Source organism: Siminovitchia acidinfaciens, assembly GCF_003605385.1.
In the GTDB taxonomy this organism is placed as follows: domain Bacteria; phylum Bacillota; class Bacilli; order Bacillales; family Bacillaceae_C; genus Siminovitchia; species Siminovitchia acidinfaciens.
In genome coordinates, this window is the sequence record NZ_QYTV02000001.1 from 656353 (window position 1) to 671994 (window position 15642).

Below are 15642 nucleotides of genomic sequence, written 5' to 3' on the forward strand. Positions count from 1 at the left end.
CCATATGCTCTTTTCGATCAAAACTTCAGGGTGAAGTCGGGCCAAAAAATCCTTCATAAAAGTAGGCTCATCTTCAACTCAGTCTGGACAAGTTCCAGACTACTGGGGCTTTTTTATTTTTTGTTCCAAATTTTACATTTTCATTGCATTCCAATTTCAAGCAAATATGTGTGTTTCCATTAAAAACAGCCGGGTATACATTAAAACGAACAACAAAAAGTCAACCCAAAGGAGGAACACATTCATGAATAAAAAAATCATAGGTGTATTTCACTCAGAAGAAGATGCTATCCGGAAGGTTGAAGAATTGGAAACGCAAGGCTGTGACGTAAGTGATATATATGCAGTGGCAAAAGATGAAGATGATATATCAATGGTACGCGGAAGAACGAATATTGATGTGAGGTCGACAGGCGGAAACTGGTTTGATCGCTTTGTCGGATTCCTTACAGGAGAAGAGCCGGTAAGAGAAGCATTGCACAATGTCGGACTAACGGGGCCGGAAATGGATGAATATTACCATGAGATCGATGATGGCGGAATCCTACTTTATGTAGACAAGGAGTATGACAGTATGTACGGTTCAACCATCCGTAATATGGATGAAGACCCGACGGATGTGCATAATGTTGACTCCGAGATGCATACAGAAGCCAACTTTTTTCCTCATACAGAATTGGACACAAGCCATCAGGCAGATCGATTGCACAATGATGTCGAGACTTCTGACGAAGCACGCATGAAACTCCATGAAGAAAAGCTTCGCGTGGATAAAGAAGAAGTGGAAACAGGTGAAGTAAGGGTCCGTAAACATGTCGTGGAAGAAGAGCAATCTGTCGATGTCCCGGTAAGCCGTGAAGAAATATATATCGAACGACGGCCTGTGGATGAAACGGAGGCAATGAATGAAGCTTCCGCTGCCTTTGATGATGATGGACAGAACATCCGTATACCGTTGAGGGAAGAGCGAGTTGAAGTAACGAAGAAGCCTGTCGTCAATGAGGAACTCATCATCGGCAAGAAAACAGTTGACGATACCGAAACGATCAGCGAAACCATTCGCCGTGAAGAGGCGGATATTGACGGGGCGGATGAAATGTATGGCCAAGTCGACAATCAGGCTTCGATGAATGCCGATTTAAAACAAAATCAAAACATCGAAAACACAAGTCAAGATTCCAGAATAGATGTAAATCAACCATTGAATGAGACATTGAATGGGACAAGCAATAATCTGATGGGCCTTCATGATGAGGAGCAGGCTCGAATGAATAAGCTGGATGAAGAACTTGAAAAAAGAAGAGCTGAAATGCAAGCTAAAAATTACAACCCGTACTCTGAAGAAAACAGGAACGATAACTTATAAGAAGAAAGTGGAAAAAAGAGCGGACCTCCACAGGTCCGCTCTTTTTCACTCGACAATATTCGAGAAATTCCGGGAAGTGACAAGCACCTACATTTCCGATTTAATTTTTTCCAAAAGCACCTGGCAGCCCTCACTCACTAAATCGTACGTTTCCTGAAAATCCCCGGTGTAATATGGATCTGGAACGTCCTTTTTTGCTTCTGTCAGATCAAGGAGCCGGATGATTTTCGGGGCTTCAGGCTTGCCCGTCATCTCATAAATATTCCGGATGTTCGATTCGTCCATTCCTACAATGTAGTCATATTCATCAAAATCTTTTTCTGAAAATTGCCTAGCGACAAGGCCTTCTGTGCTGATATTATATTCTGCCAGCTTTTTCAGCGTACCTTTATGCGGCGGGTTCCCGATATGCCACGAACCTGTTCCGGCAGAATCAACAGAAATTTTACCGCTAAACCCTTCTTTTTCAATCAAGTCTCTCATGATCGCCTCAGCCATCGGCGACCGGCAAATATTACCCAAGCAGACAAATAATACTTTAACCATATCAACGTCTCCCCATAATTTGCTTCTAGTCATAATTTATCTGATATAGTAGCATATAGGGATGGCAAAGTGAATCAAACTGCTTAAATTATATTGATTTATGAGAATTGTCGATTATAATTAAGGTTGGTAGATTTAGAAGATTTAACCAATACAAAGGGGAAAAATGTATGTCCAGACATAAACCGAAAAAGAAATCAAGAGTTTTGAGAATTTTCCTGATTATTGCACTTCTTTTAGTTGTAGTCGTGGCAGGATTTGGGTTTGCGATCTATCATAGCATTAATAAAGCTGCTAAAAATATGCACAGCCCGCTTGACCGGACACCCGAAGTAGCAAGGCCGGCTGATCTGTCACTTAATAAAAAAGAGCCATTTTCAGTCCTTATGCTAGGGGTGGATGAACGTCCTGGCGACCGTGGCCGATCCGACTCCATCATCGTGATGACAGTCAATCCGCAAAAACAATCGATTGACATGCTCAGCATTCCGAGGGATACAAGGGTAGAGATTGTCGGCAAAGGCATTGACGATAAGATCAACCACGCGTATGCTTTCGGCGGTGTTGAAATGTCCATGAATACAATTGAAAAATTCCTTGATATTCCAATTGATTATTATATTAAAATCAATATGGAAGGCTTCAAGGAAATCGTGGATGCAGTCGGCGGTGTCGATGTAAATAATGATATCGACTTTTCAGTCGGCAATAAACATTTCAATCAAGGTCCAATCTCTTTGAACGGCGCAGACGCCTTGGCGTACGCACGGATGCGTTACGATGACCCACGCGGGGATTTCGGCCGCCAGCTTCGCCAACGCCAAGTGATCCAAGGGGTAATTAACAAAGGTGCCAACATTTCTGCGCTTTGGAAATACGACGATGTGCTAAAAGCACTTGGAAAAAATGTGGAAACAAACCTCTCACTGGATGAAATGGTGGAGATTCAAAAGAATTATAAAGAGGCGCGCCATAATATCGACCAATATCAAATTGAAGGACAAGGTTCTATGATCAATAATGTCTGGTACTATATCGTTCCCCAAGAGGAAAGGGAAAGAGTCCAGGGCGTGTTGAGGGAACATCTTAATATGTAATAAAAACAATGAAAAGGCGGGACTGCCTATGCAAAATAGGGTCCCGCCTTTATTATTTCGGACATTCAGAAGATAGTGTGGAAAGGGACCTTGAAATACCAAATCCTACATACTTTATGCTTTGTGGGATTATTATTCGTCATTTGAAAAGTCCATGGTGCCCGAGAAAGCGGGAAAAACATTGTTAGGGTAACTATGAGTGGTTCATAGTTACCGAACTAGCAGAAAGCTCGTTGTCATGGTCACTATGAAGAATTCATGGCGACCAGGCAAGTGAAAAAACCGTTACCGTGGTCACTATGATGAGGAGACTGTCCAAGCAAAAATTAAGTAACTTTAAGGTGCATGTATTTCCCAAGTTAAAGGAATTGAACGCACACAGAAAAGCCAGCTTTATCAAAAGCCTGAGATACTATTCGTTTTTGAATCAAGTCTCTAAGATTTTACCGCACGATTGTCCGATATCCAGTATTCCAAAAAAAGAGGTTATTTTATGAAAAAAAGTCATCTCTGGCTCATTGCAGCGGTTGCCTGGGCCACGGCAATTTTTATCGCCACCCAATCCCCGTCTTCGACCGGCGGGAATACCCAATTTTTAATAGAGAAATTCTTAAGGCTGACACCAGAGCAGGCTGCCCTAATCAATTTGGCATTTCGCAAGTTCGTGCATCTTGCTGCGTTCGGCTTGCTGGCCTTCCTTCTTTATAACAGCTTTGAAAAAAGAAAATATTTTTTGGCCTGGTTCATTACAACCATTTATGCGGCAACGGACGAAATCCACCAATCCTTCGTTTCTGACCGGACCGCTTCCATATGGGATGTCTGCCTGGATTCGCTCGGAGCCCTAATTGTTTTGGGCTTGATCAAAGCATTAAATCAACGCTCTTACAAAAAGGCCTAGCATGTGGGCATAGATTTCCTCAAACTGTGACAAAGGAAGTGGGTTTTGGCCAATGCCCAACTCAATAGTAAAGCCCGACTTTCTGAAATCCTGGATAAACCAATCTTTGTATCCGGCATAGCTGTCAATATAGCGGACGGCCTCATATCCGCTGAGCCTGGCAAAGTCACTTGCAATAATTTGGGATTCCGGCGGTTCCAGCCCTTCATAGCCCCAATATATTTCTTGCCCTTGCGTATGAAGGGCGAGCAGCCGGTCATATTTTTCGGTTCTGGCCAATTCCGCCATCGTCTTCGTTTCAGGCTCGGAAATCGGGGTATAGCCTGGAAAGTCGCGAGGCCCGGGTTCTTTGGGCTTTCTTTCTTTTTCAAACTCCCAATTCGCGGGGAACTGTTTATTTAAATCTACCCCACGTATATTCGATTTCCAGCCTGAAAAGTCACGGCTTCCTTTATTAAGCCGGACGAGGTTCTCCTCCCTTTCAGGCGGAGGACCGTTCAGCACAAGATTGACACCGTCCGGATTCACCATGGGAATGGCAAACAACCGACTGGCTGTATACATCGTTAAAGCGGGTATGCCTTTGATCATCAATCCATTTGTCAAAGCAACCATATAGTCATTTAAAAATCTCATGAAAATTGCTGTGGTAATCCATTCATTTGCATGAAAGGAAGCGTTGATTTGAACTTTTCTTCCTAGCCGTCCGATCTGCATTTCATATAGTGGATGGCCAAGGACACTTTTTCCCGCTTCCCGACGTCCGATAAATGGATAGATGGCTAAAAGTTTGTTCATGTCACGGGTCATTTTTTGAAAATCATACGGTTCATTTCCATTGATCACCCTAGACATGACTCTCACTGGGATATGGATTAACTGGCCAATAGCCAGTTCATTCGGATTGATATTTTGATTTAAAAGCAATAGGGCGTCAATATCAACATTACGGCTATGTGCAATTTTCCAAAAAGTGTCACCTTGCTGAATAGTATAAGCCCCTATTCGAAATCCGGGAATTTGAATCGTCTGCCCAACTTGAAGGGCGTTTGGATTGGCTAGATTCGTATTGGAATCGAGGATTAAAATGAATGGAATATGAAATAACAGGCTGTAATGCCAAAGTGTATCCCCTGACCGTACTTTGACTTCCATGGCCGTCCCCCCAAATTGTCTTTATCCTGTCCAGCTTCAGCGCCTAGCCCTTCGATGTCATAGGTAGATTCGGAAAAAATGTACTTTTTCATTATAATTTTTTAGAGGACGTTTTGTTCAGCATGTCGCAAAGCTGCTTGAAGCATACTAAAGGGGCATCGCATGATGTGATTGAATTCAGCTGCTAGGCTGAAAAGCTGCCTCCATGGGAATCGGCTTATTTGCCCGGGCTGAACAAGGTGCTGCCGCATTTCTTAAGTGATTAAGAAAGAAAAAAGTTAAACGATAATGTTATTTGTCCAGCTCCCGGCGCCTTCCCCATTTCTTATAATTAGTTGTATGTTCATAACAGATAAATATGATGATAGAATAAAAGGAAAAGACCGCCAGGAAAGTAGTGATTTATAATATGCTTGGAGCGATTGAAGCCGGAGGGACCAAGTTCGTCTGCGCTATAGGGACCGAGGATGGGAAACTGATCAAACGTTTGGAATTTCCGACGGAAATACCGGAAAAAACAATCCCGCGGGTAATTGAATTTTTTCGTGCGCATCAGATCTCTGCTCTTGGAATCGGAAGCTTCGGTCCTCTTGATTTGAATAAAAGCAGCGATACATTTGGATATATTACATCGACACCGAAACCTGGATGGGTCAACTTTCCATTTGTTGAGACTATGATTGAGGCTCTGAATGTGCCTGTCGCATTTGATACAGATGTGAACGCAGCGGTTTGGGGGGAATTCCTTTTTGGTGCAAGAAAAGGGCTTGCCAGCTGTCTGTATATAACGGTTGGAACCGGAATCGGTGCAGGAGCCGTTGTTGATGGGAAGCTTCTTCATGGTCTTTCCCACCCGGAGATGGGGCATATCCACCTCCGCAGGCATCCCGAAGACCAATTCGCCGGCTTTTGTCCGTATCACACAGACTGCCTGGAAGGGCTGGCGGCCGGTCCGGCACTTGAAAAAAGATGGGGAACGAAAGGGACCGGGCTGTCAGAAGATCATCCCGCTTGGGGAATGGAAGCCTATTATCTTGCACAGGCTTTGATGCAATATATTTTAATTCTCTCGCCGGAAAAAATTATCATGGGCGGCGGGGTAATGAAACAGGCACATTTATTTCCCCGCATTCATCAAAAAGTCGAGCAATTATCTAGCGGCTTCCTTTCACTGCCAGCGATGAAAAGCTATATCGTGCCGCCAATGCTTGAGAATGATTCCGGCATTATGGGTGCGTTAATGATGGCGAAAGAAATTTATGATGGCAAAAAATGTAAAAAGTAACGGTCGAAAAAGAAATTTTCCCTAATAAAAAAGATAGGAGTCTTTACTCCTATCTTTCCCAATAACATTATTTTACATCTGATTCCATATAGAGTTGTTCGCCATCGGATATGTCGGCCTGTCCATTTGTCAGCTCAGTCATCCATTCTTGAAATTCGTTGATTTGATCTTCTTTTACATACACTTCAATTTCAACAGTGTCCGCATAATGGATTTCTTTCAATTGGTAGACAGAGGAACGGATTTCATTTTCAAGCTTGCCGAGCCATGTATAATCGACCTTCACATGCATGATTGTCATGAGCGTTCTTTGGACGGTCCCGATAGCGTCCAATCCCTCAGAAACCGCTCTGCCGTAGGCGCGGATGAGTCCTCCGGCCCCTAACTTAATGCCTCCGAAGTACCTCGTCACGACGACAACCGTATCTTTCAAATTTCTTTTCTTAAGCACCTCGAGCATCGGAACGCCGGCCGTCCCGCTTGGCTCGCCATCGTCGTTCGCCTTTTGAATCTGGTCGTTCTCACCGATCATATAGGCTGAGCAGTTATGGGTGGCATTCCAGTGTTCTTTCTTGATTTCCTGTATAAAGGCTTGAGCCTCTTCCTCCGTTTCAGCCCTTTTTAGATGTGTAATGAACCTGGATTTTTGAATGTTGATCTCATGTGTTCCTTCCGTTTTTACTGTCAAATATTGTGGAAGCACGACTCTGCTCCTTTCAAAATGCTAAATATTTTCCCAACTAAAATAGTGTGTTTAATGAAATTATACATGATATAATAATTTTAGTAGAATGGTAGGTATGTCTTAACGCCTATTTTTTCTAAGCGCTTGCGCTTTCTTACCATTATACCAATCCGAAAGGGGGAGCCCTCGAGGAAAAAAATGGCACTGAAAAAAGTAAATATAAAAGAACTGGATAACATTGTCGAACAGATGATCAGCACCGTGGACCGCAGTAAGGATGAGATTTTTGAAATTGCCGAGCAGTGCCGCCGTGATCATGACAATATATTAAATGAACTGGAAAAAATCAAGGAAGAAGTCATGAAAGTTATCGATGAAGGCGATCAATTGGAAGTGAAATCCAGGCTTTCAAGGCAGCGTCTATCCAATTTGAGCATGCACTTCAAAGAATACAGCGAGGAAGAGGTTCGTACGGCGTACGAACAGGCCCATAGTCTGCAGACAAAATTAATGATTAACCGACAACAGGAAAAACAGCTGAGAGAGCGCAGGGATGACCTTGAAAGACGACTGATCATTCTACAGCAGACGATTGAACGGGCAGATACCCTTGTTTCGCAAATCTCCATTGTATCTAACTATTTGGTCAGTGACATAAAAGAAATGGGCGAGGCCCTGGAAGATGCAAAAATGAAGCAGGATTTCGGTTTGCGTATCATCGAGGCACAGGAAGAAGAAAGAAAGCGGTTATCCCGGGAAATTCACGATGGTCCAGCCCAGCTGCTCGCAAGTGTTCTGATCCGTTCGGATCTTGCGGAGAGAATGCATTATGAAGAAGGGCCGGAGCAATCGCTTGAGGAAATCCGCAGCCTGAAGAAAATGATCCGCACAACTCTTTATGAAGTCAGGCGCATCATTTATGACCTGCGGCCGATGGCACTCGATGATCTCGGGTTGATCCCGACGTTGAAGAAATACTTGGCGACAGTCGAAGACTATCACAAAACTACAGCTATCGAGTTCCTATATTTAGGGAAGGATACAAGACTTCCGCCAAAATATGAAGTAGCTCTTTTTCGTCTCATCCAAGAAGCTGTACATAATGCCTTAAAACATGCTCAGGCAAGGACTATTCAGGTGAAACTGGAAATTCAGCCGGAGCAGATATATGTACTTGTAAAAGATGACGGCGTCGGCTTTGACGTCAACGTGAAAAAGAGTGACAGCTACGGGATGATTGGAATGAGAGAGCGTGTGGGGATTTTGGACGGTATGTTCACTGTTCATTCCAAATTGGGAGCGGGAACAGTGATTTCAATCAAGATACCCCTCGACGCAATGAGAGTAAGCAGTTTTTAAAAAAACAAAAAAATTAAGGGGGAATAACGAATGCAAACAAAAATAGCCATTATTGATGATCACGAATTGTTTCGCGAAGGTGTAAAGAGAATATTGGAATTCGAGAAGACATTCTCTGTCGTCGCGGAGGGCGCAGACGGCTGTGATGCAGTTGGAATTGTTGAGGAATATTCCCCGGATGTTGTCCTGCTGGATATCAATATGAAAAATACTAACGGAATTGAAGCAACACGCCAACTGATGGAAAATTATCCGGATTCCAAAGCGATCATCCTCTCCATCCACGACGAGGAAGCGTACGTAACGCATGCCATGAAGACTGGTGCTGCGGGATATATGCTGAAGGAAATGGATTCAGAAGAACTTATTGGAGCAATCAAAGTTGTTGCGGGTGGCGGCTCCTACATCCATCCGAAGGTCACTCACAAATTGGTGAGGGAATACAGACGCTTAGCCAACCAGCAAAACAAAGGAACAGGCTACCAACAGCCGGAAGTGAGAGTGCCGCTTCATCTGTTGACAAGCCGCGAATGTGAAGTTCTCCAGCTGTTGGCTGATGGAAAAAGCAACCGTGCAATCGGTGAGACACTTTATATAAGCGAAAAAACAGTTAAGAACCACGTGAGCAATATTTTACAAAAAATGAATGTCAACGATCGTACCCAAGCAGTAATCACTGCCATCAAGAATGGATGGGTCGAAGTACGCTGATATTTGGGCCGAAATGCATGATGCATTTCGGCCTTGCCGCGGTCTATAGGAAGGGTGGCACCTAAGGTGAACCATCATGAACTGGACAATTAGCATCGACACTATGATTATTGCAATTAAACTGAAATAATCGCGAGAATCGCCTTTTAACATTATTTTAAATGAGGTGATAAATTGAATACCACGAAATTTTCCCCGTCGGCAACTCCCCCACGAAAATACTCTCCTGAACTTCAACAGTTTCTATCCGGACGAATGCTCCTTTCCAGTGAACTTCCATTTTCCCAAGAAGAAATCGACCGGCATTTGAATGCCGGATATATTGAAAAAGTGCCTGGGTTGAACCGCAATACCAAGGGCTGGGTGTGCCACCGTTGCAACAATAATATACAGCGGCTTTTCTCCTGGTTTCCGTGTGCTTTGTGCAAGCGTGAATGTGTGTATTGCCGGCATTGTCTCATGATGGGAAGAGTTTCTTCGTGTTCGAGCTTTTACCGCTGGATAGGACCTGACATTGGATGGGTTCCGGAACAATCTTATTTAGAGTGGGACGGGCAATTATCTGAGGGGCAGGTAGCGGCAGCTGGTGCCGTAGTTTCTGCTGTGCAAAACAAAGAGGAGTTGCTTGTATGGGCGGTATGCGGAGCTGGAAAGACAGAGGTGCTGTTCCACGGCATTGGAGAATCTTTGAAGCTTGGCCATCGAGTCTGTATCGCCACTCCTCGGACTGACGTTGTCTTGGAACTGGCTCCCCGTCTTCAGAAAGTGTTTCCTTCCATTTCCGTTGCTGCTCTATACGGAGGCAGTGAAGACCGCCATCGATTTTCCCCCATCACGATTTCAACTACACACCAACTCCTTCGTTTTCACCATGCCTTCGATACAATGATCGTCGACGAAGTCGATGCCTTCCCATATACATTTGATGAAAGCCTGCAATGGGCCGTTGAAAAATCAGCCAAACCTGGAGCTGCACGGATATATTTGACTGCTACCCCAAGCAGGAAGTGGCAGGATGAATGTCGATTTGGAAAACGGAAATTTATTAAAATCCCTGCCCGTTTTCACCGTAAACCTCTCCCGCTTCCTCAGTTTATGTGGTGTGGTAACTGGCAAAAACGGTTGGAAAGGGACCAGCTTCCGCCATCTGTTTTGAAATGGGCGGATAAACGGCTGAAGTTGGGAAAACAGGCACTAATTTTTCTTCCCCATATAGAGCTGATGAAAAAATCGCTTCCTCTTTTTCAGCGGCTGCATCCGGCTGTCGAATCCGTTCATGCTGAGGACCCACTAAGGAAAGAGAAAGTACAGAGAGTGAGGACAGGCGAAACGCCGATTCTTCTAACGACGACCATTTTGGAAAGGGGCGTCACTTTTCCCAATATAGATGTAGCTGTTCTGGGAGCGGAAGATGATATTTTTACAGAGTCAGCCCTCGTTCAAATTGCCGGCCGGGTGGGACGCAGTTCGGAATATCCTGCGGGTGATATTACATTTTTTCATTATGGTCGCACGAAAGCGATGATTCAGGCTTTGCTTCATATTGACGGGATGAACGAGGAAGCCCGGAAGGCAGGGCTGCTCGATGAATAATCATTGTCTGTATTGCGATGCTGTCATCCAGGAAGAAATGACGTGGAGAAAATTTCTTTTTGGTGCTCCGGAGCAGAAGCTATGCAAGACGTGTACAGGGAAGCTGGCGATAATCACCGGTCCAACTTGCCGAAAGTGTTCTCGGCCTCTTGCTGAACTGGCTTCCGAGTACATTCATGAAGACATTTGTCGCGACTGCTTTCGTTGGAAACAAGATTCAAAGTGGGAAGGTATTCTTGAACGCAATGTTTCCATATATCAATATAATGATTTTTTAAAAGAGTTGATGGCACGATATAAATATCGCGGGGATTATGTACTGGCGAAAGCATTTTCGCAGGAAATACGAGACGCCCTTTCAGAAGCATCATTCGATTTGGTGGTGCCGATTCCGTTAAGTGAGGAGCGGTTGATGGAGCGCGGCTTCAATCAAGCTGCTGGCTTAGCGGTCGGAGCTGGTTTTAAAACACTTGATGCTCTCGTAAGAATCCATGGCGAAAAACAATCGAAGAAGTCCCGTGAAGAGAGAATTCATTTGTCACAGGTTTTTAAAGTGGATCAAACCGTTTCAGGAAAAAGCATTTTTTTAATAGATGATATTTATACAACAGGATCGACGCTGCATCATGCAGCGCATGCTTTGATGCAAGCCGGAGCTAAAAGCGTGAGTTCTTTTACACTGGCAAGAGGTTGAATTTTTCAGCGAAGTTTATCTAAACAATTATTCAGATAAACCGATATAATAGATACGTAACGTTGAAAGCAAGGAGGTTATTTAATGAAAATCAATTCTTTCAACAGACCTGATACGAATCCGTATTCAAAACAGATTAATCACGTAGAAAAACAAACCCGCACAGAACGTATCGAGGCGGATCAAATACAAATTTCCAAAGAAGCCAAAGAGCTTCAGCAAACATCCAAATATGACGCAGAGCGGTCAGCTCGCATAGATCATTTGAAAAATCAGATCGAACAGGGCAATTATAAAGTCGATCCGAAAAAAGTTGCGTATAGCATAGCGAAATACTACTTCAATCAATAATTGAAAGGAGGCTGCTCCATGTCTGCAGAGACTTTGATTAACAATCTGACCAAGCAATATCAACTGCATGAGGCTTTGCTGAAAAATGCCCTCAAAAAAACGGAAGTCCTGAAAAAAGGCGATGTGGACAGCCTTCAGGAAATCATGCGTGAAGAACAAAAGCTGACAACAGCCATCACTATGATGGAAAGTGAGCGGCAGACGGCTGCGCAGTCGTTTTTAAAGAAAAACGGAGACGGCCAGATAACGATGGCGGACTGCATAGCAGAGGCAACCCCTGAGGCGGCGGAAACGCTGCGGGCATTACAGGAGCAATTGGTTTCAGTGATAAACAAGCTCCAGGAACAGAATGAACTGAACAAGCAGCTCATCTACCAGTCATTGCAATTCGTCAACATGAACCTGGACATGTTGCAGCCAGAAAAAGAGACGGCTACTTACGGCAGGCCGGACACAAGAAAACAAACGAAACTAGGCAAGTCTTTCTTCGATTCAAAGGCTTGATTAAAACGGAGGAAATCACATGTCATCTACCTTTCATGGCCTGGAAACGGCAAAGCGTGCGCTACATACTCAGCAGGCCAGCCTTTACACGACCGGAAATAATGTTGCAAATGCGAACACACCTGGCTATACGCGCCAGCGGATCAATATGCAGGCAACCGAAGCATATCCGCCGGCTTCATTGAACCGTCCGCAAATTCCTGGGCAGATAGGAACTGGGGTAACAGCAGGCGAGGTTCAGCGTGTACGGGAATTTTTTTTAGACAGTCAATATCGTAAAGAAGGCGCCAAACTTGGCTATTACGGAACGACTTCCGACGCACTAGCCAAGCTAGAGGATATTTTAAACGAAACAGGAAAAGACGCTACTGGCATTTCCAAGGTGCTCAATGAGTTTTGGCAGTCGCTTCAAGATTTAAGCGTCCATCCCGAGAATGACGGTGCCCGCGAAGTTGTGCTTCAGCGTGGACATATGGTGGCAGATACATTCAATTACATATATGCAAACATACAAACTTACAGGGAAGATCTTGGTCTGCAAATCGAAACAGACCAGAATGCAATCAATTCCATTTTGAAAAACATTGATGCGCTCAATACAAGGATTGCGGAAGTGGAACCGCTCGGTTTTATTCCGAACAACTTGTATGACGAACGCGATAAGCTTGTTGATGAACTTTCCCAATATATAGATATACAAGTTGTTAAAGAGGACAGCTACGTAAATCCAAAGGGTGCAATGGAAGGCATCTATAAGATTAAAGTTGGCGACATTGAAGTTGTTAACCGTTCTGGGTACAAGGAGCTGGATATTACGACAGATGGAGATCCAGATATTGTCACTGGGTTATCATTTGGGGGGGAACAGGTTTCCATTGAAAGCCTGCCTCAAGGAAGAATGAAGAGTTTAATCGAAAACTATGGCTATGGCAGCGATGACCATGATTCTTATTTACAAATCATGAAACAACTGGACGATTTGGCGAATGAATTTGCAAAAAGTATCAACGATGTTCACAAGCTTGGAAAAACGAAAGACGGCAATGATGGCGGAGTTTTTTTTACTGAAGGAGTAGGAGCATTAGGGCTGAAAATGCTGTTACAGCATACGAATGCCCTTGCAGCTTCAAAAACCGGCTCAGTCGGCGATAGCCAACAAGCTTTGGAAATGGCAGACTCGTTTAAGAGCGTGCTTACAGGTTATCAAAAAGTCATTGGAAAGCTCGGGGTGGAAGCACAATACGCCAACCGGCAAAAGGCCAATGCGGCCACACTTCAATCCTCTGTTGATGAAAGGCGCCTTTCAGTGACCACTGTTTCTTTGGACGAAGAAATGATGAATATGATTAAATTCCAGCATGCATACAATGCGGCTGCAAGAAATATAACCGTAGTCGATGAAATGCTCGATAAAATAATCAATGGAATGGGCGTTGTTGGGAGATAGGGGGTAACGGAATATGCGTGTCACACAGTCAATGCTTGCAAATAACTCACTTAGACATTTAAGCAACACATATGGAAGGCTTGGGCACCTACAGGAGCAGATGAATACGGGAAAAAAGATCACCCGTCCGTCTGATGATCCGGTTATTGCAATGAAAGGGATTGCGTACCGGACAAATGTGCTTCAAACCGAGCAGTTCAAACGGAACTTCTCGGAGGCACACAATTGGATAGATAACACAGATGCTGCCCTTGACCATGCGACAAAGGCAATGGATCGGATCCGGTATTTAACCGTTCAAGCGTCAAATGGTACTTATGAAGAAGGACAGCTAGGAGCTATTACTGAAGAAATAAAGCAAATCATGAAGCAACTGGAGAATATCGCTAATACGGAAGTTGCGGGGAAATATATTTTTAATGGAACGGATACAGATAAACCTCCAGTCAATCTTGATGCGGGAACGTATCCATCAAGTACAGAGGACGTAAAAATTGAACTTGGAAAAGGCGTAATTATACCTGTTAACACAAAGCCAGAAACAATTTTTTCAGAGGACTTCTTTACTTCTATCAAAAACTTGATTAATGACATTGATTCCGAAGGGGACGTCGGCAGCCATTTATCCGTTTTGGATGAGCGGATTGATGAATTGTTGAAAGAGCGTGCCTCACTCGGAGCAAGGTCTAACCGGATTGATTTGATGGAACAGCGGGTAGACCAGCAGGAGGAAATCTCCAAGAAAATGATGTCTGACAATGAAGATGTGGAATATGAGAGAGTGATTACGGAATTAATCATGGAAGAAAGTTTGCTCCGTGCATCACTGAGCGTCAGTTCCCGAATCATCCAGCCAACGCTGATCGATTTTCTGAGATAAAAGCTATTCTATGGGATAGCTTTTTTGTTGATTATAAGGAGGGGTGTAGCATGAGGTTAATACCGCAGATCCGGATGGAGTCAGTGATGGGGCAGATTGGTATGAGAACAAGGCCGGCCAGACAAACCATTGAACAGCCCAAGGCGGTTTTGGACATTCAGCAGCCTCCGGCTGAAATGCACATTGAGCGAACGCCTTCGAAATTAACGATTGATCAGACGAAGGCGTGGGAAGATATGAATTTGAAATCATTGCCAAAGGTCATGGAGGAGTTTGCGCAGGAAGGCAGGTCGAAGGCAATGGAGGGAACTGCTAGGCGAGCCGAAGAAGGAGACGAATTGATGCGAATTGAGCAGGGAGGCAATCCAATTACAGGCTTGGCAAAACGCAATTCGGAAAGGCCTGAAGCTTCGTTTAATATTGGCTTTATCCCATCTCCTTTCAGTGTGAAGCTGAACTATGAACCTTCTATCGTGGACATACAGTGGACAAGACGTGAGCCGATTATTCATGTGGAGCCGCAGAAGCCTGTCGTGGAATACGAACAGGGTAATGTGGACATTTATATGGAACGTGAACCATCTTTGAAAATAGATTTTATTAATTTGGAAACGTGAAGGGAGCGAGAAGATGAACATTGAAACGAAATACCACGGAACCCAGGAAATAAAGAGAGAAGATATTTTGAAGTTTGAAAGCGGGATACCGGGGTTTCCGGATGAGAAGGAGTTTGTTTTATTGCCGCTTGATGAAAGCACTTTGTCAGTAATGCAATCAGTGAAAACCCCGGAAATCGGCTTTATCGTTGCAGATCCTTTTTCATTTTTTCCGGAATATGATTTTCAATTGGATGAATCGGCGGTCGGGCAGTTAGGCTTGGAGAAGCCGGAAGATGCTGTGGTTTTTGTAATTTTAACTGTGCAAGATCCTTTTGAAAAAACAACCGCAAACTTGCAGGCGCCAGTTCTTAACAATGCTCGAAATAACAAAGCGAAGCAAGTGATCTTAAACGATTTCCAATACAAAACAAGACACCCACTGTTCGGGCAGAAAGTGGAGGCCTGACGG

General features: G+C 44.1%; 17 protein-coding genes. 14 read left to right on the forward strand and 3 right to left on the reverse strand.

The window, feature by feature from the left end:
* Positions 1–244 precede the first annotated feature (244 nt).
* The gene (locus D4T97_RS02995) at positions 245–1366 is read left to right on the forward strand and encodes a YsnF/AvaK domain-containing protein (protein ID WP_164525447.1); all 1122 of its coding nucleotides are present in this window, start codon (positions 245–247) and stop codon (positions 1364–1366) included.
* A gap of 87 nt (positions 1367–1453) precedes the next feature.
* On the opposite strand, the gene D4T97_RS03000 is transcribed toward D4T97_RS02995, so the two are convergent.
* On the reverse strand, positions 1454–1912 hold the full coding sequence (locus D4T97_RS03000) for a low molecular weight protein-tyrosine-phosphatase (protein WP_126047495.1): 459 nt from the start codon (positions 1910–1912) through the stop codon (positions 1454–1456).
* A gap of 170 nt (positions 1913–2082) precedes the next feature.
* Here D4T97_RS03000 and tagU point away from each other — a divergent pair, with 170 nt between their 5' ends.
* Positions 2083–3009, forward strand: a complete 927-nt coding sequence (gene tagU, locus D4T97_RS03005; protein WP_126047497.1) for a polyisoprenyl-teichoic acid--peptidoglycan teichoic acid transferase TagU — start codon at positions 2083–2085, stop codon at positions 3007–3009.
* A gap of 493 nt (positions 3010–3502) precedes the next feature.
* Positions 3503–3910: a VanZ family protein gene (locus D4T97_RS03010; protein WP_126047499.1), complete on the forward strand. Its 408-nt coding sequence runs from the start codon at positions 3503–3505 to the stop codon at positions 3908–3910.
* On the opposite strand, the gene D4T97_RS03015 is transcribed toward D4T97_RS03010, so the two are convergent.
* Positions 3881–5065, reverse strand: a complete 1185-nt coding sequence (locus tag D4T97_RS03015; protein ID WP_126047501.1) for a M14 family metallopeptidase — start codon at positions 5063–5065, stop codon at positions 3881–3883. The two genes, D4T97_RS03010 and D4T97_RS03015, sit on opposite strands and share 30 nt — an antisense overlap.
* Before the next feature lie 409 nt (positions 5066–5474).
* Between D4T97_RS03015 and D4T97_RS03020 the strand changes: the two genes are divergently transcribed.
* Complete coding sequence (locus tag D4T97_RS03020; protein WP_126048049.1) at positions 5475–6350, forward strand: ROK family protein; 876 nt, start codon at positions 5475–5477, stop codon at positions 6348–6350.
* Positions 6351–6417: 67 nt separating this feature from the next.
* Here D4T97_RS03020 and D4T97_RS03025 read toward each other — a convergent pair whose 3' ends face one another.
* Complete coding sequence (locus D4T97_RS03025; protein ID WP_126047503.1) at positions 6418–7053, reverse strand: YigZ family protein; 636 nt, start codon at positions 7051–7053, stop codon at positions 6418–6420.
* 180 nt (positions 7054–7233) lie between these two features.
* On the opposite strand from D4T97_RS03025, the gene D4T97_RS03030 reads away from it, so the two are divergent.
* From D4T97_RS03030 to fliW, 10 genes are all read left to right on the forward strand, one after another.
* Positions 7234–8394 (forward strand): sensor histidine kinase, encoded by a 1161-nt coding sequence (locus D4T97_RS03030; protein WP_126047505.1) that lies wholly within the window; start codon positions 7234–7236, stop codon positions 8392–8394.
* A 30-nt stretch (positions 8395–8424) separates the two neighbouring features.
* The gene (locus D4T97_RS03035) at positions 8425–9105 is read left to right on the forward strand and encodes a response regulator (RefSeq protein WP_126047507.1); all 681 of its coding nucleotides are present in this window, start codon (positions 8425–8427) and stop codon (positions 9103–9105) included.
* 255 nt (positions 9106–9360) lie between these two features.
* Positions 9361–10698 carry a DEAD/DEAH box helicase gene (locus D4T97_RS03040; protein WP_126048051.1) on the forward strand — a complete coding sequence of 446 codons (1338 nt, stop codon included), beginning with the start codon at positions 9361–9363 and terminating at the stop codon, positions 10696–10698.
* Entirely contained in the window at positions 10691–11392 is a 702-nt protein-coding gene (locus D4T97_RS03045) for a ComF family protein (protein ID WP_126047509.1), read from the forward strand. Before D4T97_RS03040 ends, D4T97_RS03045 begins: the two co-directional genes overlap by 8 nt.
* An 84-nt stretch (positions 11393–11476) precedes the next feature.
* Positions 11477–11743, forward strand: coding sequence for a flagellar biosynthesis anti-sigma factor FlgM (gene flgM, locus D4T97_RS03050; protein WP_126047511.1), 267 nt, complete (start codon positions 11477–11479; stop codon positions 11741–11743).
* A gap of 18 nt (positions 11744–11761) precedes the next feature.
* Positions 11762–12247, forward strand: a complete 486-nt coding sequence (locus D4T97_RS03055) for a flagellar protein FlgN (protein ID WP_126047513.1) — start codon at positions 11762–11764, stop codon at positions 12245–12247.
* Positions 12248–12266: 19 nt separating this feature from the next.
* The gene (gene flgK, locus D4T97_RS03060) at positions 12267–13694 is read left to right on the forward strand and encodes a flagellar hook-associated protein FlgK (protein WP_126047515.1); all 1428 of its coding nucleotides are present in this window, start codon (positions 12267–12269) and stop codon (positions 13692–13694) included.
* Between the two features lie 13 nt (positions 13695–13707).
* Positions 13708–14574, forward strand: coding sequence for a flagellar hook-associated protein FlgL (gene flgL, locus D4T97_RS03065; RefSeq protein WP_126047517.1), 867 nt, complete (start codon positions 13708–13710; stop codon positions 14572–14574).
* A 50-nt stretch (positions 14575–14624) separates the two neighbouring features.
* The gene (locus D4T97_RS03070) at positions 14625–15191 is read left to right on the forward strand and encodes a DUF6470 family protein (protein ID WP_126047519.1); all 567 of its coding nucleotides are present in this window, start codon (positions 14625–14627) and stop codon (positions 15189–15191) included.
* 13 nt (positions 15192–15204) lie between these two features.
* A complete protein-coding gene (gene fliW / locus D4T97_RS03075) occupies positions 15205–15639 on the forward strand; it encodes a flagellar assembly protein FliW (protein WP_126047520.1) in 435 nt (144 codons plus the stop codon).
* Positions 15640–15642 lie beyond the last annotated feature (3 nt).